This window comes from Brevibacillus sp. JB24b, assembly GCF_051713385.1.
GTDB lineage: Bacteria > Bacillota > Bacilli > Brevibacillales > Brevibacillaceae > Brevibacillus_B > Brevibacillus_B laterosporus.
The window spans coordinates 2,244,111-2,262,760 of sequence record NZ_JBNVQV010000001.1 but is presented as its reverse complement, the minus strand read 5'-3'; the positions used below and the strand labels follow the sequence as shown (position 1 = coordinate 2,262,760).

At 42.7% G+C, this 18,650-nt stretch carries 17 protein-coding genes; 8 read left to right on the top strand and 9 right to left on the bottom strand.

Annotation, left to right across the window (positions count from 1 at the left end; all coding sequences use genetic code 11):
• Positions 1-28 precede the first annotated feature (28 nt).
• Both ACQV1I_RS11195 and ACQV1I_RS11190 read right to left on the bottom strand, forming a co-directional pair.
• Positions 29-370 carry a hypothetical protein gene (locus tag ACQV1I_RS11195; RefSeq protein WP_094702718.1) on the bottom strand — a complete coding sequence of 114 codons (342 nt, stop codon included), beginning with the start codon at positions 368-370 and terminating at the stop codon, positions 29-31.
• Positions 371-714: 344 nt separating this feature from the next.
• Positions 715-1,074, bottom strand: coding sequence for a VOC family protein (locus ACQV1I_RS11190; RefSeq protein WP_018674009.1), 360 nt, complete (start codon positions 1,072-1,074; stop codon positions 715-717).
• 618 nt (positions 1,075-1,692) lie between these two features.
• Between ACQV1I_RS11190 and ACQV1I_RS11185 the strand changes: the two genes are divergently transcribed.
• The 4 genes from ACQV1I_RS11185 (at position 1,693) to ACQV1I_RS11170 (ending at position 5,840) form a co-directional block, all read left to right on the top strand.
• Positions 1,693-2,019 (top strand): ArsR/SmtB family transcription factor, encoded by a 327-nt coding sequence (locus ACQV1I_RS11185; RefSeq protein ID WP_094702714.1) that lies wholly within the window; start codon positions 1,693-1,695, stop codon positions 2,017-2,019.
• A gap of 176 nt (positions 2,020-2,195) precedes the next feature.
• Entirely contained in the window at positions 2,196-3,977 is a 1,782-nt protein-coding gene (locus tag ACQV1I_RS11180; protein WP_116334410.1) for a SulP family inorganic anion transporter, read from the top strand.
• Positions 3,978-4,372: 395 nt separating this feature from the next.
• Complete coding sequence (locus ACQV1I_RS11175; protein ID WP_094702710.1) at positions 4,373-4,807, top strand: hypothetical protein; 435 nt, start codon at positions 4,373-4,375, stop codon at positions 4,805-4,807.
• The gene (locus ACQV1I_RS11170; protein ID WP_116334411.1) at positions 4,797-5,840 is read left to right on the top strand and encodes a phosphodiester glycosidase family protein; all 1,044 of its coding nucleotides are present in this window, start codon (positions 4,797-4,799) and stop codon (positions 5,838-5,840) included. Before ACQV1I_RS11175 ends, ACQV1I_RS11170 begins: the two co-directional genes overlap by 11 nt.
• Positions 5,841-5,938: 98 nt before the next feature.
• Here the strand turns inward: ACQV1I_RS11170 and ACQV1I_RS11165 are convergent, their stop codons facing one another.
• Positions 5,939-7,021 carry a hypothetical protein gene (locus ACQV1I_RS11165; RefSeq protein WP_116334412.1) on the bottom strand — a complete coding sequence of 361 codons (1,083 nt, stop codon included), beginning with the start codon at positions 7,019-7,021 and terminating at the stop codon, positions 5,939-5,941.
• A 288-nt stretch (positions 7,022-7,309) separates the two neighbouring features.
• Here ACQV1I_RS11165 and ACQV1I_RS11160 point away from each other — a divergent pair, with 288 nt between their 5' ends.
• The 3 genes from ACQV1I_RS11160 to ACQV1I_RS11150 all read left to right on the top strand — a co-directional run bounded on the left by ACQV1I_RS11160 (position 7,310) and on the right by ACQV1I_RS11150 (position 13,284).
• Positions 7,310-7,759 carry a MarR family winged helix-turn-helix transcriptional regulator gene (locus ACQV1I_RS11160; protein ID WP_116334413.1) on the top strand — a complete coding sequence of 150 codons (450 nt, stop codon included), beginning with the start codon at positions 7,310-7,312 and terminating at the stop codon, positions 7,757-7,759.
• A gap of 564 nt (positions 7,760-8,323) precedes the next feature.
• Positions 8,324-12,205, top strand: a complete 3,882-nt coding sequence (locus ACQV1I_RS11155) for an NTTRR-F1 domain (protein WP_438769198.1) — start codon at positions 8,324-8,326, stop codon at positions 12,203-12,205.
• Positions 12,206-12,657: 452 nt separating this feature from the next.
• Entirely contained in the window at positions 12,658-13,284 is a 627-nt protein-coding gene (locus ACQV1I_RS11150; protein ID WP_116334414.1) for a Vat family streptogramin A O-acetyltransferase, read from the top strand.
• A gap of 328 nt (positions 13,285-13,612) precedes the next feature.
• Here ACQV1I_RS11150 and ACQV1I_RS11145 read toward each other — a convergent pair whose 3' ends face one another.
• From ACQV1I_RS11145 to ACQV1I_RS11125, 5 genes are all read right to left on the bottom strand, one after another.
• Complete coding sequence (locus tag ACQV1I_RS11145) at positions 13,613-14,476, bottom strand: spore coat protein (RefSeq protein WP_116334415.1); 864 nt, start codon at positions 14,474-14,476, stop codon at positions 13,613-13,615.
• Between the two features lie 96 nt (positions 14,477-14,572).
• Positions 14,573-14,962, bottom strand: a complete 390-nt coding sequence (gene kapB, locus ACQV1I_RS11140) for a sporulation phosphorelay system protein KapB (RefSeq protein WP_018669983.1) — start codon at positions 14,960-14,962, stop codon at positions 14,573-14,575.
• Positions 14,963-14,992: 30 nt separating this feature from the next.
• Positions 14,993-15,136: a hypothetical protein gene (locus tag ACQV1I_RS11135; protein WP_018669984.1), complete on the bottom strand. Its 144-nt coding sequence runs from the start codon at positions 15,134-15,136 to the stop codon at positions 14,993-14,995.
• A gap of 142 nt (positions 15,137-15,278) precedes the next feature.
• Positions 15,279-15,521 (bottom strand): hypothetical protein, encoded by a 243-nt coding sequence (locus ACQV1I_RS11130; protein WP_094698783.1) that lies wholly within the window; start codon positions 15,519-15,521, stop codon positions 15,279-15,281.
• A 374-nt stretch (positions 15,522-15,895) separates the two neighbouring features.
• Positions 15,896-16,159: a hypothetical protein gene (locus ACQV1I_RS11125; protein ID WP_116334416.1), complete on the bottom strand. Its 264-nt coding sequence runs from the start codon at positions 16,157-16,159 to the stop codon at positions 15,896-15,898.
• 292 nt (positions 16,160-16,451) lie between these two features.
• On the opposite strand from ACQV1I_RS11125, the gene ACQV1I_RS11120 reads away from it, so the two are divergent.
• Positions 16,452-17,060: a nitroreductase family protein gene (locus ACQV1I_RS11120; protein ID WP_094698785.1), complete on the top strand. Its 609-nt coding sequence runs from the start codon at positions 16,452-16,454 to the stop codon at positions 17,058-17,060.
• A 99-nt stretch (positions 17,061-17,159) separates the two neighbouring features.
• Here the strand turns inward: ACQV1I_RS11120 and ACQV1I_RS11115 are convergent, their stop codons facing one another.
• Entirely contained in the window at positions 17,160-18,596 is a 1,437-nt protein-coding gene (locus ACQV1I_RS11115; protein ID WP_116334417.1) for a hypothetical protein, read from the bottom strand.
• Positions 18,597-18,650: the final 54 nt, after the last annotated feature.

The window sequence follows — 18,650 nt, the reverse complement described above, 5'->3', positions numbered from 1 at the left end:
AGATGATATTTTGACTTTCGGTCCTATCTTACTTTTTAGATACCTGAACATAAGAGGTTTGTTTCACCGTGTACGTATCTTCTAGCGTTTTTTCTTTTATGACGCCTAGCTTGATCAAACTATTTACTTTTGCCACATCCACTTTGGATATCAGCCGCCATATTTGCGGGTCTTCCACAGCTTTAAGTAGGTTCTCCTCATTAAATTCTTTCTTCTCTTGTCGACTAATTCTCAGACGATACTCTCCTACCTCAACCACACACGGTTCAGGGTAAACTGCCAACAGTATGCGTCTTACCTCTTCCAGTTCCTCTTCTAGCTCTTTTTGCTGTTGTTTGATCGCAAAATACCGAGCAATTGTAGCTTCCATGTGCCCCTCTCCTTTCATTCTGACAACAATGTATGTAGAAAGGTCGCACATAAGAACTGAACAAGAGAAAGTTATCATACCTTTGCTTTTATTTCGAATATTTCTTCCAATATCTTCTTCCGCACATTACGACAACTAACACCAGAAAGAAACTAACGATACTAATAATATTTTTTGCAAAGCCTTCTTTAATAAATAGATTCAGGATAAATGTAGACCCAACAATCAGCAACAATAAATTTTGCGAGTGTTTCCCAATAAAGTTCAATCACTCTCTCCTCCATGTTTATAATTATCAGTACGCTTACACTAGCCTATCTCCTTATTGTACCATAATTATCATGTTACTTCCCGATCAAGACAAATACATTGCCATCCGGCGCTTCCATAATAGCCACATGACCACCTAATGAGTTGGAGAATGGTGTGCGAATCCACTGAATGGATGGCTCGTCTTTCCACTGTTCATAAAATGCACTGACATCCTCCACAATAATTTCTGGCTCTATGAAATTTAATTCAGGATTATTTTTTAAAACAAGTTCTGCATGACCTTCTCCAAATCCCATACCTACTAGCTTCCATGGTTTACCTGGAATTTGCTCGACCTCCCATTTCTTTACTAACCCCATTTTCTCATAGAAAATAATGGATGATTCCAAGTCCTTCGTATAAATTGCAAGGCATTGTAATTTCTTAAACATTTTTTCTCCTCCTTTCTGAGTCAATTCTAGCCTTGAATAGTGACATTTCCTGACACTGTTTATGAAACGGTTGAGTTTTTTTATAAAACGAGTACTAAAAATGGTTGCTTATCAAAAAATGCCAAAAAGCCAACCCGTAAGAAGTTGGCTTTTTAGCAAAAGTGTTAAAAATAAGGACGTTAAAAAAATTGAAAATGATAGTACTAGGCGATCGCCTTTAGGAGATCAATTACTAAAGGGACTATTGCGCCAATGAATTGTAGTACAGCGATTGCGATGCTCATAATATCTCCCCCTTGGGTAAAATAGAAAATCACTTTCTACTATGATAATAACCCATATTTTGAAAAAAATCTAGCAAAATTTCCCTAATTCGATAAAAATGTGTACACAAATTGAACAGTTTGAATATTTATATATATATGATCATTATATGAATATCATAAAATAGTATGGTAATCCCTCTCCTAATACAAATAGAATCGGTATAGACAGCATTGATTATTAGAATCAACAAATATTATAGTAGCAATGTACTCTTTTACAACTTACCTACCATCTGTGTTATCTTATTCATATATTCTTATCTTTCAAATTGTTTGTAAGGAGTTTAGATAAATGAACCGAGAAATTCAACAGTTTAAAGCAGAGTTTTTTAAAGCGTTGGCCCATCCGTTGCGTATTCGAATCCTTGAAGTACTATGTGAAGGTGATAAAAACGTTAATGAACTTCAGGCTATTTTAGGAACGGAAGGTTCTGCTGTGTCACAACAGTTAGCTGTCCTTAGAAACAAGAATGTGGTTAGTGGCACGAAGGAAGGCACCTCTGTAATCTACTCCCTGCGAGATCCCCTTATTAAAGATCTTCTTAAGGTTTCCAAACAGATTTTTGATAATCATTTAGTAGACGCCATTTCACTACTGGAAAACATGCGAAATGAATAAACATCAAAAAAACAAGAGAATCTTACATACAACAAAGATTTTCTTGTTTTTTTGTTTGTAGACTAAATGTTTATGAAATAAATGGGCTCTTTTCCTACATTGACAAGAACGGATCAGCAGGTGTATATTCCCCTTATATTCAAATAATCAAATATATAAAAAAAGAAGGGTTCGAAATGAAGTTGTCGGGAAGATTTGAGAACTACAACGGTACTTATTTTCGACATGATCTCATATCAGGGTTAATTGTAGGTGTCATCGCCATTCCTTTAGGAATGGCTTTTGCTATTGCTGCTGGAGTTAATCCTCAATATGGAATTTACACAACAATTATTGCAGGTTTTTTTATTTCTTTATTTGGTGGGTCTAAGTTTCAGATCGGGGGTCCTACAGGAGCCTTTATTCCTATTTTATTTGCAATTGTCATGCAGTACGGGTATGAGAACTTACTAATTGCCGGTTTATTAGCTGGGGTAATGCTCATCCTGATGGGAATTTTTAGGCTAGGGGCACTTATCACGTTTATTCCACGTCCGGTCACCATTGGTTTTACCTCTGGCATAGCTGTCATTATTTTTACTGGGCAAATCTCAAATTTTTTGGGGTTAACAGAAATCCAAAGGCATCAAGACTTTCTTTCAAATATGAAGGAGCTCGGTATTCATCTGTCTACTATAAATCCATACAGCATTGTTACGGCGCTTCTTTGTTTCGCTATTCTTTTCATAACACCTAAGCTTTTTCCAAAGGTACCTGGATCACTCATCGGTCTGATCGTATCCAGCTTACTAGCAGCGTGGTTTTTTGAAGGGAAAGTAGCCACAATAGGTTCCACATATGGGGAAATTCCCAGTACCCTTCCCAGTTTTCATATACCTGATATCACCTGGGATCGAATTGTCCAGCTACTTCAGCCTGCCTTCGTAATTGCCCTACTCGGAGGGATTGAATCCCTCTTATCTGCGGTGGTCGCTGATGGAATGACTGGAAACCGCCATAAAAGCAATCGTGAGTTAATAGGGCAAGGGATTGCGAATATGATTACCCCTTTGTTTGGCGGAATTCCTGCAACCGGAGCCATCGCTCGTACAGCTACCAACATAAAAAGTGGTGCCAAGAGCCCGATTTCAGGGATGATTCATAGTCTAGTCGTGTTAATCGTGCTCATGTTGTTTGCTCCATGGGCTTCTTCAATTCCTTTAGCCAGCATGGCACCTATCTTAATGGTTGTCGCTTGGAACATGAGCGAGCGCAGGGCATTTATCCATATCGTAAAAACAAAAACAAGTGATTCTCTTGTATTAGTAATCACTTTCTTTCTGACTGTACTAACCGATTTAGTAACTGCGGTCGAAGTAGGATTAATATTGGCAGTTATTCTGTTTGTGAAGCGAATGAGGGACATATTAACCGTCGCAAAGGTGTTACCTGATCCTACGGTAAAACACGAAAAAATGTCTCCTCATATGGTAAAGGAAGGACACGACTGTCCCCAAATAGCTATTTTTACCATAGAAGGAGCTCTATTCTTTGGTGCAGCTGCCATGTTTGAATCATCGATTATGGAAACCATACATTATCGCCCTAAGGTACTACTCCTTAAAATGGCAAAGGTTCCTTTTATGGATACCACTGGTGAGTCTAACCTTGCGAATGTAGTCAACGATTTTGCAAAAAATGGTGGAAAGGTTCTCATATCTGGCATTCAAACTCAGCCTAAAGAAGTTTTAACAAAAACAGGCTTGGCACAGGTAATTGGTAAAGAGAACTTTTTTGAACATACAGGTGAAGCTATTGAGTACGCCTTAACTCAATTAGAACGTCAAAAATGCTTAGGATGTAAACATTTTAGCTTTCGTGAATGTACTGTATTATCAGACCCGAATGTAGGGAAGCAACAATCAGTTCTACCATCAAACAATTTTCGGAACAATAAATTAGGAATGAAAGAACAGTAATTTTAGTTAAAGGACAGTTTTATGAAATCAAAAAACTGTCCTTTTCCATTTATAACATGAACTTTTCAGTCTAGATTTATGATTGAAAGCAAAAATTTATAAATATATCTACACCCTATACAGATCGAAAAACGGCGAAATTCCACGGATCTAGTAGATAACTGCCGAAAATAACGTCATTCCTTGGTTCTTCCATTTGATTGGTAAAATACACGTGATTCATTCCATGTTATAATAGAGCGTCATGTAAAAAATGTCGTACTGACGCTAAATTACGCGAATGGTGTCTTGTTGAGATACCTTTTGTTTGGACAAGCTTTTTCGAAAAAGATAACAAGTAAAAAGCTCCCTAACTACAAGGGACTGTCCTGATTTCTTGAATGGGAGGGAATGAAATGAATCAAAGCTATATGGAGCAAACAAAATCTGCTTCGGCAGCCGTGCGGCCATCAAAACAAAAACGACTAAGTGCACCCAAACGTAAAGGAATATTAGTCGCCGGTACTGTGCTACTCTGGGGTGGATTATGCTTTGGCGGCTTTCAGCTCGCGCATAGTTATATCACTACTTCACAGAGTTATCTGGACCAGCGCATTAGCATGGTGGAAGCCAAAAATGATGAGTTGATTAAGATGATTGAAACACAAATGGGAAATGTACAGTCAGAGATGAATGGAATTAAAGAAGAATTAGCATTAACTGGTGAGACCATCTCTGGAACAGACAAAACGAAGCAAGCCCTGTCACAACGGATTACAACATTGGATAAACAATTGGCAGAACTGAAGGGCTCTCTGAAAAAACTGGAGGATGCTGCTCGTGCTTTCTAAGCTGAATCTGTTTTTTGCTTTATTGCTGGCTCCCCTTTGTGGGATTCTGCTTGCTTTTGCCGAGCCCTCACCCTTGGAAGCCAATATGGACAAGCTATCGTTAAAGAGCGCTCAACTCGCTGCTCATATTTCGGAGCTGGAAAAAGCCTCTAATGAAACGAAAGACATCTTGGCAAGTCTACGTAAAACGGCTGATCAGGATAAAAAAGAAGCAGAGCATTATCAGAAGCAACTTGATAACCTTGTAGCAGCTAGCAAAAATCAGACGAAGCAATCTACTGGATTAGTAGATGAAATCCTCGCTAATCTGTTAGGCGATCCGATTGGTCAAAACTTCGGTAAAAATTCACGAATTAAGGTGTATTCGCTTAAAGAGGCAGGATATAGCGGTTATATGGCAAAAGTCCATCTGTTTAACCCCAATGCGCTGAAAATGGTATTGGCAAACGATAGCATCTATAGTAGTGGGGAAACGACTAGTCATGCAGCGAAACGAAAAGGTGCCGTTTTAGCAGTTAATGCAGGTGGTTTTGATAAACGTAATGGCAAGCTTGCTCCACTCGGTATTACAGTGGTAGATGGTCAGGTCAAGACATTTTCCAATAATCCGAATCTGAGTTTTGTCGGCTTTAACAAAAACGGTCGCTTGCACAGTGGACGTCTTACATCACAGGAGCAAGTGAAAAAGAACGGTATCATGCAGGGAGCCAGTTTCTTGCCAATCCTTCTGGAAAATGGTCAGAAAAAAACAATTCCAAAAGCATGGGCAAACCGTCGTGAACCGCGTACACTGATCGGAAACTTTGAAAATGGAGACCTGTTATTTATTGTAATTGACGGACGAAATAAAGGCGGTAGCAAAGGCGTTACCTTAGAAGAAGCACAACGTAAATTGCTTGAATTCAAGGTGCGTGACGCATACAACCTAGATGGTGGAAGTTCCAGTGTCTTTTACTATAATGGTAAAGTTTTAAACCACCCTTCTAGCGGACGTGAATTACCTTTGACTACTCATTTTGTGGTTCTTCCTTAACTTTTTCATTTTTGTAACTTGACGATTCATTAGAAAAACGCGTTCCTGGGCCCGATACCAAGCAGGAACGCGTTTTATTTCCACTTGTAGACCATCAATTATGCCCCGATAATCTGTTTTAGTAGTCGATCTGTGATTAATTGTAGTTTTTCAAAATCAACAGCCTGTTTATTCTCATTAACGATTTGATCACGTAACGATTTAGCTTGAATTAAATGGTCCTTTGCTTGTTTGACTGTCTGATTATATTTATCCAATATGGAACGTAATTGAAAAGCGTATTTTTCGTCCGTAAATGGAGTAATCGCTCGCTCATACATATCAATAACTTGATCGGAGGATCGGCTTGGAAGATACTCATGTGGAGCTGTACTATCAAAGATCGCTACATTAGCTTCCGGTAAAATGACCATGTCTAGGCTATTTGGGTCGAGTGCACAATGATAAATTTCCATATTAAATCCACGCTGTTTTGCCATCTGTACCACTTTTTTTAACATCGTAGACTTCCCTGATCCTGGACGTCCTTTAATAAAGTACCGCACTACCTCTTCCGTTAAGCTCATAATATAATCGACATTGCCTCCTGGTGTAGCTGCACCAAAATAACATTCTTGCACACGCGATTCCTTCTCTAAAAAAATATCTCCAAAGATCGTTTGGCAGACTTCTTCTGCTGCCATATTGGCTTTTTCGAAATCTAGATTACTAATATAAATTCTCTCCCAATCATCATGGACAAACAAAGCATCACGATAGCAAGCATACGCTTCCTCTAATTCAGCCTCCATCTGCTTTTCGTATTCCTTATTCTTGTTTTCCGATTGGGTAAGTCGTGATGTATCACAAGCTTCTTTTATGTCAATAAGAGATAGTTTATAGGTTGTTTTGTTGGCAACTGCCTTTTCATAAATGTTTCCATCCATAATGGCGATTTGTTGGGTTGGTAATAGTAGAGCATCTATATCTTTTTGGTCCCATGGAGAATGAACTACTTGTATCTTACTTCCTTGTTCAGCCAATCTCTCTTGGATCGAATCAAGAACAGCCGACTTCCCAGTGCCGATTGGGCCGTCTATCAGGTACAGGTAATTTATATCTTGTAAAATGGAATCGTAAAAACTGTAATACCCTTTGGAGGTATAGACTGCTGCGAAAATATGGCGCACATGGTTTGGCATATGAAATCCCCCTCGTTCCTTGTCATAGACGAACAACACCCATACGTAACACACGGTTAGATGTCAGATAAATCCATCCCGTCAACCTCCCGATCACTTTTCTTAGTCGTATCGGTTACTATACTATATGCAGGCTCATGCCTATGTGTGTTGAAAACATCCTTTACAATTTATAAATGATCGACTAAACTTATGCATACATTCGTTCAATATTGAACAATTCAAACATAAACTATTTGTCAGATACGATAGAAATGGAGAATGAATACATAAAATGGGAGGTTAGGTATGAAACAATCCATTGAATTTCTGCAATCATTTTGGGCTATCAATCGTATCACATCCAAATTGACCCAACTAGATGCTGCCAACGCTGGCCTTACTTTACAACAATTAGCGATATTAAATGTCATTCGCTTTCATCCAGAGTTAAAAACACTAAAACAATTAACAGATCGTTTGTTAACAGCCAAAAGTACGTTGAGTATCTCTATAGATGGGCTAGTAGCGCTTGGTTATCTTACTAGAGAACCTTCTACCGAAGATAGACGTGAAATCATTTTGTCGTTAACACCCCAAGGGGACAAGTTATCTCAAACTATCAATAACCATTCTTCAGCTCATCATGTTATGGAAACTGCTTTAGAAAGCATGAACCCTGAAGATGTGGAAACCTTGCTCAGATTGCTTAAAACCTTACACACTCAACTGTATAGTTTGAAAGCAGAAGTACATTAGTCTAGATAGTACCAGCGTAGTATCAGCTACGCCGGTACTATCTCATATGAAATGATAAGATAAAAATTAGAATCGCTTATCATTAACCGAATATTATAATAGTGAACCTCTTCTGTTGTTCTTCACGTTATGTAGGTTTCAAAAGTGAAGCCTTAAAAAAATTGCCCTCTGCTCTCTTCTTGAGTCAAGCCCCTATCAGCTTTAAACCTTTTCATTAACCCATTATTTTTTTGCTTCCTTAATTATATAGCTTGAAGATTTTACTTTGTCTCTCTTGCTCTATCCAAGAAACTCAACATTCGTGAAACGATCCTAGCAGTAAAATTATTTTTCTAATATAAATTCTTTTGTAATCTCTGCTTTTTTATATTCTATAAGTTTTGATGAGATTGAGCTTTTTCATCTTTTTTTGTGGTATTTATTTTCATACATTCTATTATTTCAGGTAATCCTTTTCTTTCGAAATTGGGAGTTCAATCTAATGATACTTACCGTTCCCTTAATAGAAAGGGCAACATAAGATGTACTAGCACCAAGACCTTTTTCATGAAAGTGGTGGTTTAGTTGCCTTTTAGTAACAAAATTGTAAATGGTGATTTTGAAACGGGAACCCTGATCCCGTGGAGCTCTATAAACGTAGCCATTACAAATCTACAGAGTCATACCGGTTTTTTTAGTGCACGATTATTTGGAAATATAGCTAATAGCTTATTGTTTCAAGCAGTGCCTGTAACACCTGGAGATAGTTTTGAATTTTTACTATCCATCGCAAAATTAGGGAATTTAGTAAGCCCTCAAGTAAATATTGCCCTTCTCTATTTAGATGTAACAGCTACCCCTGTTGGGATTGGACTCAATCTTACAATTCCTGTAGGTCACCTTCCGGATAACACAGCTAATATTTGGACTACCATCTATGAAACAACTTCTGTTGTACCAGCAACAGCGATTCAAGCTTTGCTTATTATTGAAAAAGTTGCTTCCCTAACTACTGCTGATGTAGTTGTTGATGACATCGAATTATTACAGACTAGTGGTGGCGCTACTGGTCCTACTGGTCCTACTGGTGCTACTGGTGCTACTGGCGCTACTGGCGCTACTGGTGCTACTGGTGCTACTGGAGACACTGGCGCTACTGGCGCTACTGGCGCTACTGGCGCTACCGGAGACACCGGCCCTACTGGCGCTACCGGAGACACTGGTGCTACTGGAGCAACTGGGGACACCGGCCCTACTGGCGCTACCGGAGACACCGGCCCTACTGGTGCTACTGGGGACACCGGCGCTACCGGCGCTACTGGTGACACTGGTGCTACTGGTGCTACTGGTGCTACTGGTGACACCGGCCCTACTGGCGCTACCGGAGACACTGGTGCTACTGGAGACACCGGCCCTACTGGCGCTACCGGAGACACCGGCCCTACTGGTGCTACTGGAGACACCGGCGCTACCGGCGCTACTGGTGACACTGGTCCTACTGGTGCTACTGGAGACACCGGCCCTACTGGTGCTACTGGAGACACCGGCGCTACCGGAGACACTGGCCCTACTGGAGACACCGGCCCTACTGGTGCTACTGGAGACACCGGCGATACCGGCGCTACTGGTGACACTGGCCCTACTGGCGCTACCGGAGACACTGGTGCTACTGGCGCTACTGGAGACACCGGCCCTACTGGTGCTACTGGTGACACCGGTGCTACTGGTGCTACTGGAGACACCGGCGATACCGGCGCTACTGGAGACACCGGCGCTACCGGCGCTACTGGAGACACCGGCGCTACCGGAGCTACTGGAGACACTGGTCCTACTGGAGCGACTGGAGACACTGGTCCTACTGGTGACACCGGCCCTACTGGCGCTACCGGAGACACTGGTGCTACTGGCGCTACAGGTGACACCGGCCCTACTGGTGCTACTGGAGACACCGGCGCTACTGGCGCTACCGGAGACACTGGTGCTACTGGCGCTACTGGGGACACCGGCCCTACTGGTGCTACTGGAGACACCGGCGCTACTGGCGCTACCGGAGACACTGGTGCTACTGGCGCTACTGGGGACACCGGCCCTACTGGTGCTACTGGTGACACCGGCGCTACTGGTGCTACTGGAGACACCGGTGCTACTGGTGCTACTGGAGACACCGGTGCTACTGGTGCTACTGGAGACACCGGCGCTACCGGCGATACTGGAGACACCGGCCCTACCGGCGCTACTGGTGACACCGGCGCTACCGGCGCTACTGGAGACACCGGCGCTACCGGCGATACTGGAGACACCGGCCCTACTGGTGCTACTGGTGACACCGGCGCTACTGGCGCTACCGGAGACACCGGCCCTACTGGCGCTACTGGAGACACCGGCGCTACCGGAGACATTGGTGCTACTGGCGCTACCGGAGACACCGGCCCTACTGGCGCTACTGGTGACACCGGCGCTACTGGAGACACTGGCCCTACTGGAGACACCGGCCCTACTGGTGCTACTGGTGACACCGGCCCTACTGGTGCTACTGGTGACACCGGCCCTACTGGAGACACCGGCGCTACTGGAGACACCGGTGCTACTGGCGCTACCGGAGACACTGGTGCTACTGGTGCTACTGGGGACACCGGCGCTACTGGTGCTACTGGTGACACCGGCGCTACCGGCGCTACCGGCGCTACTGGTGACACCGGCGCTACTGGCGCTACTGGAGACACCGGCGCTACCGGCGCTACTGGAGACACCGGCGCTACCGGCGCTACTGGAGACATTGGTGCTACTGGCGCTACTGGAGACACTGGTGCTACTGGCGCTACTGGAGACACCGGCCCTACTGGTGCTACTGGAGACACTGGCGCTACCGGAGACACCGGCGCTACCGGAGACACCGGCGCTACCGGCGCTACTGGAGACACCGGCCCTACTGGTGCTACTGGTGACACCGGCGCTACCGGCGCTACTGGTGACACCGGCGCTACCGGCGCTACTGGAGACATTGGTGCTACTGGTGCTACTGGAGACACTGGTGCTACTGGCGCTACTGGAGACACCGGCCCTACTGGTGCTACTGGTGACACTGGTGCTACCGGAGACATTGGTGCTACTGGCGCTACTGGCGCTACCGGAGACACTGGTGCTACTGGTGACACCGGCCCTACTGGAGACACCGGTGCTACTGGCGCTACCGGAGACACTGGTGCTACTGGTGCTACTGGTGACACCGGTCCTACTGGTGCTACTGGTGACACCGGCCCTACTGGTGACACCGGCGCTACTGGTGCTACTGGTGACACCGGCGCTACCGGAGACACTGGCGCTACTGGTGACACCGGTGCTACTGGAGACACCGGCGCTACCGGCGCTACTGGAGACACCGGCGCTACCGGCGCTACTGGTGACATTGGTGCTACTGGAGACACTGGTGCTACTGGCGCTACTGGAGACACCGGCGCTACCGGAGACACTGGCGCTACTGGTGACACCGGCGCTACTGGTGACACCGGCGCTACTGGTGACACCGGCGCTACTGGTGACACCGGCGCTACTGGTGCTACTGGTGACACCGGCGCTACTGGTGACACCGGCGCTACTGGTGCTACTGGTGACACCGGCGCTACTGGTGCTACTGGAGACACCGGCGCTACCGGCGCTACTGGAGACACCGGCGCTACTGGTGACACCGGCGCTACTGGTGACACCGGCGCTACTGGTGCTACTGGTGCTACTGGAGACACTGGCGCTACCGGAGACACCGGCCCTACCGGCGCTACTGGTGACACTGGTCCTACTGGAGCGACTGGAGACATCGGCGCTACTGGCGCTACCGGAGACACCGGCGCTACTGGAGACACTGGTTCTACTGGAGCGACTGGAGACACCGGCGCTACCGGCGCTACCGGAGACACTGGCCCTACTGGTGCTACTGGTGACACCGGCGCTACTGGCGCTACCGGAGACACTGGTCCTACTGGTGCTACTGGAGACACTGGCCCTACCGGTCCTACTGGTCCTACTGGCCCAGCTGGAGTATTCTCTCCTGCGTACGGTTTCTTCCAGCTAAGCAAGACTATGTTAATACCTTCAAATGAAGCTATACCTTTTGACACTATTGGTCCTGCTATTGGAGGAGTTTCACTAGTTAATTCAGATTCTATCCACATTGCTCAAGGAGGAGACTATTCCATTTACTTCGTCGTAGCAGTGATGCCAATCAGCACATTGAAACCAGAGTATATTGAAGTTGGCTTAATGATAAATAACAAGGAAATCCCTGATTTTAAAACATCTACCGTAACTACCAATAGTGATTCTGCAAATTCTGCTATACAAATTTCAAGAGAAGCTATTATTTCAATCCCAGCTAACACAACACTTCAACTTAGAAATTTACAGAATAATGCTTTCACTATCAATAGTAGTAGCGTAAGTGGAGTTACAATTAAAATCATTAAATTAAACTAATCATTTGAATTGGAAAGGCGATTATGTCGCCTTTCCTTTTTGTTATAAACTAGAAATTCATTGATGTTATAATTTATTCCTTCAAAGAGGAAACCCCACCATCTGAATTTACCTCTCTTTCCTTTTCAGATTGGCTCATGAATCAATTTAACATTTCTTGACAAGACACATCTGCTCAACTATATTAAGGAGAATGTAATTCGAAAGGGTGAACAAAAGTCCAATGATCAACTAATCCTATTTGAAAAAGAAAATTTCGTACAATACGAAACACTTTCTAGTTAGGATTAGTGCGGGCTTTTTTATATAGCTGGAATAATTACACCCTGTATCAGGTGTATTATTTCTGTCCATGATTAGTCAACCTCCTCCTATCCAGAAAGTGGATTAGGAGTTTTTATGTTGTTATTAAAATTTTTGGCCTTTTATTTCTAATCAAAAAGGAGTAAATCATGACAGGACCAAACCCAGATGTAAAATATCCGATCGAGGGATATCAGGGCTTACAATATATTAAAAATACCATCACAAAGCCAAATATTATTGTGGGGGACTATTCGTACTATGACTGTCGAAATGGAAATTTTGAAGATCAAGTTCTACACCACTATGAAATATATGGTGACCAACTGATTATAGGTAAATTTTGTTCGATCGCTTCTGGCGTAACCTTTATCATGAATGGGGCTAATCATAAGATGGATGGCTTCTCCACCTATCCCTTTAGCATTTTTGGTCATGGATGGGAAAGGTTTACACCATCTTTAGAAGAACTTCCATTTAAAGGAGACACCGTGATTGGAAACGATGTTTGGATAGGTATGGATGCTTGCCTCATGCCAGGGGTGAAAATTGGAGATGGCGCCATTATTGCGGCTAAATCAGTTGTAACAAAAGACGTTCAACCATACACGATTGTAGGAGGAAATCCTTCCAAAGAATTGAAGAAGCGATTTTCAGACGACATCGTTGCAACCCTGCTCAATGTGGCATGGTGGGAATGGGACATTGAAAAGATTTCAAATCACATTGACATCATTGTAAATGGAGATAGTAAGGCATTACTACAGGTAAAATAGGACGCCCATATACACTCTTATAAAATATAAAAACGCTAATCTCTCCCTGTTACTTGGTAAGATTAGCGTTCTTCTCATTTCCATTTTTTAATATAGTAAACCATAGCTCCAAAGAGAACCAGAGCAACTATTCCAAAAAGTATTGCATCTATGACAACCTGAGACATTAAAAACTCTCCTTTTATATAAACACTTCCCTATTATAGTACAAAACAAGTAACATGAACATTGCCAAACTTTCGATGATACCTGAGTTCACAAAAACATCCCGAGTAAAAGCCTCATATAAATAAGGATGGTGGCTTTTATCGGGATGTATTGTGCTTGCTTATTCAGCTGGATGTGGAGCATGTCCTACATGATTACTAAAAATACTAGCAGCAGATGGTTGTTGCTCCCCGTGAGAAATGTTATGATCCGGTGTTTGAGGTTGCAAAGGTTGATTCCCTACTCCGGTTGTTACATTTTGATTATTGTGTTGCAAATCAATACTAGCTGTAGTTCCAGAGTAATTAGCATACGTATGATGAGGTAAAATCGATGCGTTTGTTTGATTCATGTGTTGGACTTGTGAAACCAGTTGTGGAGATGGCTTCGCAATTGATTGATTCATGACGGGAGAATGTAGACCAAATGATTGGTTCATCGTCGGCTGATACGTATTGATCATGGTCTGCGTAGTTACTTCCTTCAAAGTAGCCACCTGATAATAGCCTCTCTGGTTCATGTATTGCCACACTTCATATGCCATATCTGCACAGTTAACGGCAGCTTGTGATAGAGCCCGACGCAAGGTCGGATCTGCACATTCCAATGTCGCCATCATTTTAATAGTAGCAGCAGATTTATGTAGACCGAGCATACAACTAGCGATGTCTCGATCATCTATTTCCTGTGTTGAAGTAGAAGGTGCCACCGGAGCAGGTTGACGCAATCCATATGTAGGTTGTCCATACCCCAGCCTTTTCATATGACGCTCTTGAACGGAGCTTTGATAATTCGTCTTTTGCAAAATAGAAATGAGCATATTGTAAGATTGCAAATGAAATTGCAATTGATTTTCCAGTATACTCATTAATTGTGGGTCTCTAACATAAGCACGATACATCTGCATATTGTTGCTAGTGTTAATCATGCCATCTAAGACCTCATGTAAATCTAGCACCTCATGTGCACCTAATCCTGCTGCCATACATAAAAACCCCCTTTGGTTTAATAAAATTCAGAGTCTTACCTTCTACTAGGGTTCCCTGTTTTTTTAAGTTTTATGACCAAAGAGGGGTTTCTTTTATAAAAAATATTCGTCGCGCAGTTGAGTCAATTGATGTAGTGCAAGATTAGCATACTCATCGTCTCGCTCTCGCAATTGTTCTTCTATCTTATGCAAAGCTTGGTGTAAAGACTCGAGGTAGGTTGGCACGCTTTCCCCAAGATAGGGACGCAAAACGGCTGTTGGAACATATACTTTTTCAAGAAACGCCATTGCTTTGCGCTGGTGAAACAAAGGCACATTGGTTTCGTACAAATTATGTAAATCACCTTGTGTAGGGTGTGTGATTACTGCTAACGTTTTGACCAACGCTTTACTCGGCGTCAGCTCAATGATCTCACTGATATACTCCCCCGTTCGATGCCTTACTGTAACGATGTCACCTAATTGTAGAGATCGTTCTGTCATACTGCTACACCTGCTTTCTTCGTTTGTATCCTAGCGGAGAAACATAAACCAGCCAATAATAAACACACAAACGACCATTAAACCAATAAAAGTAAAAATTACCACCTTAGCTTCCTTATTGACTTTAGGCTCTGTAAGTTGATTTTGTGGTTGTTGATCCTGGTTTTGTGACATGTGATTCTCCCTCCGTTATCTTTTTATCGCTGATGCTCCTATTGTAGCAGATGTGGATAGGATACGAACAGGTGACAACTTGTTATGTAGTAATCTGGGTACTAACTACGAAAAAGGAACCCCATCTGGGGAGATGAGGTTCTTAGGAAGCATATTCTTTTACTCGTAAAAGCTTTATCTTAAAGTCAATATAAGAAATTAATTTTTGTAAGGTCTCTACTTCCGATTCGGTGGCTTGCAGAAGTTTAATAGTTTCTGCGCAATGAGTGTCTCCCTCTGTCATGGTAAGTTGCGAGAGAGATTTTTTACTTTGTTCTAAGTAATGTACATATCGTTGTTTGTCTTCATGTAGCTCCTCTAGCATTTCAAGTAAATCTTTTGACATATAGGTTACCTCCTCTTGCTTCCAGTTCCGATTTGAATTCTTATCTATAGGATAGAGTGAAACAGTGGCATGTACAAGTTAATTTATTTGCACATTTTCTACAAGAATAGACATGGGTTTATTTTTATGTATGAAAGAAGGGTTGCTATGTTTACTCTCACAAAACATTGTGAAGCAAAAAATAGCAACCCTTCCTAGTGTTCGGTTCTCTTATTTACATGAAGCCTTTACTATCTTATCGTATCCACTATTTGTTTAATCAACCTACAATTACTTGAAACAGATTTAGATACAGATGATGTACTTTTTGTGGGCTTTTGTCGACTTTTTTTCATTCTTTTTAACTGAAAGCACGCAAATCTATCTATGCTATTTTAACTAAGAACGAGAACTCGTTGCTCATCTGGTTCCATCATCCCTGTACGTGGCACTCCAAGCAGTGTCCTGCGTTGTATTTGCAAACGCTCCATACTACGTCGCTTCATCTGAATTTCCCAGTAAAAACTACACTGGGTCGTACAGAACTGATTGTTCCGTTTTTTTTGACCAGGACGGCGATGAAGCAGAGGCAAATTGCAAGACTGACACTGATTTAACATGGCACATATTTCTAAGCGTGCTGCTTTTAATTCTTGCATACTCTTCCCGCCTTTCTATGCTTATCTTAGCGAGTAGATAAAGCAAGAGTATGGAGGAAATGTGGAAATGATGTAGGAAAAGGTTGCTCATAATCTTATTATGTAAACAAAATCAGTACCCCTCTGAATATACATTTGTAAGCTATTTATACCCTAAAAGCACATGAAATGATCACAAATAAATTTTTAGAAGTGCCAAAAAGTAAGAGCGTTGCTATACTTAAAGTATGTATTTGTTCCAGAAAATTCAGTCAACGGTTCTTGCTTCAACAAAAAAAGGAGGGATTATCCAATGGAACGTAGTGAAAAATCTGCATGGGGACAATTTTATCGGGAAAGTAAACATGCTATCGATCCTATTTACTTAAATCGCTGGTCTCCTCGCTCATTTGCAGAAAAACCTGTAGAAGCTGAAGTATTATATCGCATATTTGAAGCAGCACGTTGGGCTCCATCAGGCAGTAATGAACAGCCATGGCGTTATATTTTGGCACGCACACCAGAAGATCGAGCTACCTTCCTAAAATTCATTATGCCGGGTAATACCGCTTGGTGTGACAAGGCTCCTGTTCTTGCCCTTCTCTTATCTCGCAAGCTTTCCTCACGTGGTGAACCGCTTCGTTCTCATTCCTTTGATGCTGGCACCTCATGGGGGTATTTAGCTTTAGAATGTGTTCGCCAAGGGCTCGTCACTCACGCTATGGGTGGCTTCTATCCTGACAAAGCCCGTGAGCTATTGAATATTCCAGAAGAGTACGAGGCTGAAGTTGTTATTGCTATTGGTTATCAAGGAGAAAAAGAGGCTTTATCAGAAGCATTCCAAGAACGTGAGATCCCTAATAATAGACGAGAATTAGAAGAAACCATTTTTGAAGGAAAGTTTGGAGATTCACTTTCCTAATGAAGCGCAGTGTGGAAAGAGATCAAGTTTTAGCTAACGAAAACCATACGTAAATCAAGAAGACCAGAGTATCTGTCCACTTTTCTCTGGTCTTTTCTTTCATAGGAGAAAAACAGCAACAATTGTCGTCACAACTAGTCCAATTAAAACGGGAATCAAGTTGCGTCTTGCTAGCTCGAACGGGCTTACACCACAAATTGCTGCTGCTGGGATTAAGGCCCAAGGAACTAGCGTACCACCACCAACCCAAATTGCTGCCACTTGACCTAAAGCTGTAAGAGTAGCAACCCCATCGTACATTGAGGAAGCAAAAAGATGGGACACCGACCCAGCCAAAGTAATACCAGAGAATCCAGAGCCATCTAAACCAGTTATTATTCCTACTCCCATAACAGTCGCTGCTGCTAGTTCTTTGGTTAACGGAATCATCTGAGCCAAAGCAACCCCAAGGTCATTAACTATTCCTTGGGAACCAGCAGGTAATATTTCACCAAATACCTTGGTAAAACCACTATCTCCCATATAAAAAAAGGCTGCTATCGGAATGACGGGTCCGAAAACTCTGAAACCGAATTGGAAACCCTGAATCAGATACTCTGTAGTCTTCTCTAACCCTCTATTTTTGTGTGTAGATAAAGTGACTAGTAACGTAATTGACATTGCCGTTCCACCAATTAAAGCTGTAGCATCCCCTCCTCTTAGATCAAAAAGCCACATAGCTACAACATCTAAGGCAAACAATAAAGGGACAAGAATGGAAAAGAAAATACGAAATGGCTTTGAAAGCGAGGAAGTATTTGTTGTACCATCCTCTTTTATTATCGTTCCTATATCTCCATTATCCTCTACAAAAGTTTTATTTGGTAAAAAATCTGGATCGACTTGTAACTTTCCATTTTTCATATCTCGACGTAACAAATAAAACGCAACACTTGTTGAAACAAGTCCCATGACCATAATTAAAGGAACGCTCGCACGTATGACATCCTCCACCGCTATCCCGGCAGCCCCCGCTGTAAGAGATGGGGCACCTTGAATGATGAAATCACTCGATAGTGCAATCCCATGGCCAAATAAGTTCATCGCTATGGCAACACCTATCGCAGGTAAGCCTATACGGACAGCAACAGGAAGCACAACAGCACCAATTAAAGCCACTGCTGGTGATGGCCAGAAAAACCATGAAATAACCATCATGGAAATCCCAATGATCCAGTAAGCTGGGCCTGGAGCTTTGATAAAAAATGTCATAGGTGTAATCATTGTTTCATTTACTCCAGAAGCCGATAATACCAGACTCATGCCAACAATTACGCAAATAATCAGAATGGTAGGTAACAGCTCGTTGATTGCATAAATAAAACTGTTAAAGATTCCTTCTACTGCTGTATACATAGAGCCACTTGCCACAAAACCCAGCACAGCAATACCTACTATACTGACAAGACTCGTATCTCTCCTTAGTGCCATAAGCAAAATAATGAAAAGGATAAAAAGAACATATATCCCATGAAGCCAGCCAAATTCAACCTGCATCTGTTGCAACACCCCTCCCCTTTTGTACCATATGCCTTAGAGAGAGGGTGGGTG

Coding starts and splice junctions, on each gene's coding strand:
- ACQV1I_RS11195 (WP_094702718.1), bottom strand. CDS start 370: ATGGAAGCTACAATTGCTCGGTATTTTGCGATCAAACAACAGCAAAAA.
- ACQV1I_RS11190 (WP_018674009.1), bottom strand. CDS start 1,074: ATGTTTAAGAAATTACAATGCCTTGCAATTTATACGAAGGACTTGGAA.
- ACQV1I_RS11185 (WP_094702714.1), top strand. CDS start 1,693: ATGAACCGAGAAATTCAACAGTTTAAAGCAGAGTTTTTTAAAGCGTTG.
- ACQV1I_RS11180 (WP_116334410.1), top strand. CDS start 2,196: ATGAAGTTGTCGGGAAGATTTGAGAACTACAACGGTACTTATTTTCGA.
- ACQV1I_RS11175 (WP_094702710.1), top strand. CDS start 4,373: ATGAATCAAAGCTATATGGAGCAAACAAAATCTGCTTCGGCAGCCGTG.
- ACQV1I_RS11165 (WP_116334412.1), bottom strand. CDS start 7,021: ATGCCAAACCATGTGCGCCATATTTTCGCAGCAGTCTATACCTCCAAA.
- ACQV1I_RS11160 (WP_116334413.1), top strand. CDS start 7,310: ATGAAACAATCCATTGAATTTCTGCAATCATTTTGGGCTATCAATCGT.
- ACQV1I_RS11150 (WP_116334414.1), top strand. CDS start 12,658: ATGACAGGACCAAACCCAGATGTAAAATATCCGATCGAGGGATATCAG.
- ACQV1I_RS11145 (WP_116334415.1), bottom strand. CDS start 14,476: ATGGCAGCAGGATTAGGTGCACATGAGGTGCTAGATTTACATGAGGTC.
- kapB (WP_018669983.1), bottom strand. CDS start 14,962: ATGACAGAACGATCTCTACAATTAGGTGACATCGTTACAGTAAGGCAT.
- ACQV1I_RS11135 (WP_018669984.1), bottom strand. CDS start 15,136: ATGTCACAAAACCAGGATCAACAACCACAAAATCAACTTACAGAGCCT.
- ACQV1I_RS11130 (WP_094698783.1), bottom strand. CDS start 15,521: ATGTCAAAAGATTTACTTGAAATGCTAGAGGAGCTACATGAAGACAAA.
- ACQV1I_RS11125 (WP_116334416.1), bottom strand. CDS start 16,159: ATGCAAGAATTAAAAGCAGCACGCTTAGAAATATGTGCCATGTTAAAT.
- ACQV1I_RS11120 (WP_094698785.1), top strand. CDS start 16,452: ATGGAACGTAGTGAAAAATCTGCATGGGGACAATTTTATCGGGAAAGT.
- ACQV1I_RS11115 (WP_116334417.1), bottom strand. CDS start 18,596: ATGCAGGTTGAATTTGGCTGGCTTCATGGGATATATGTTCTTTTTATC.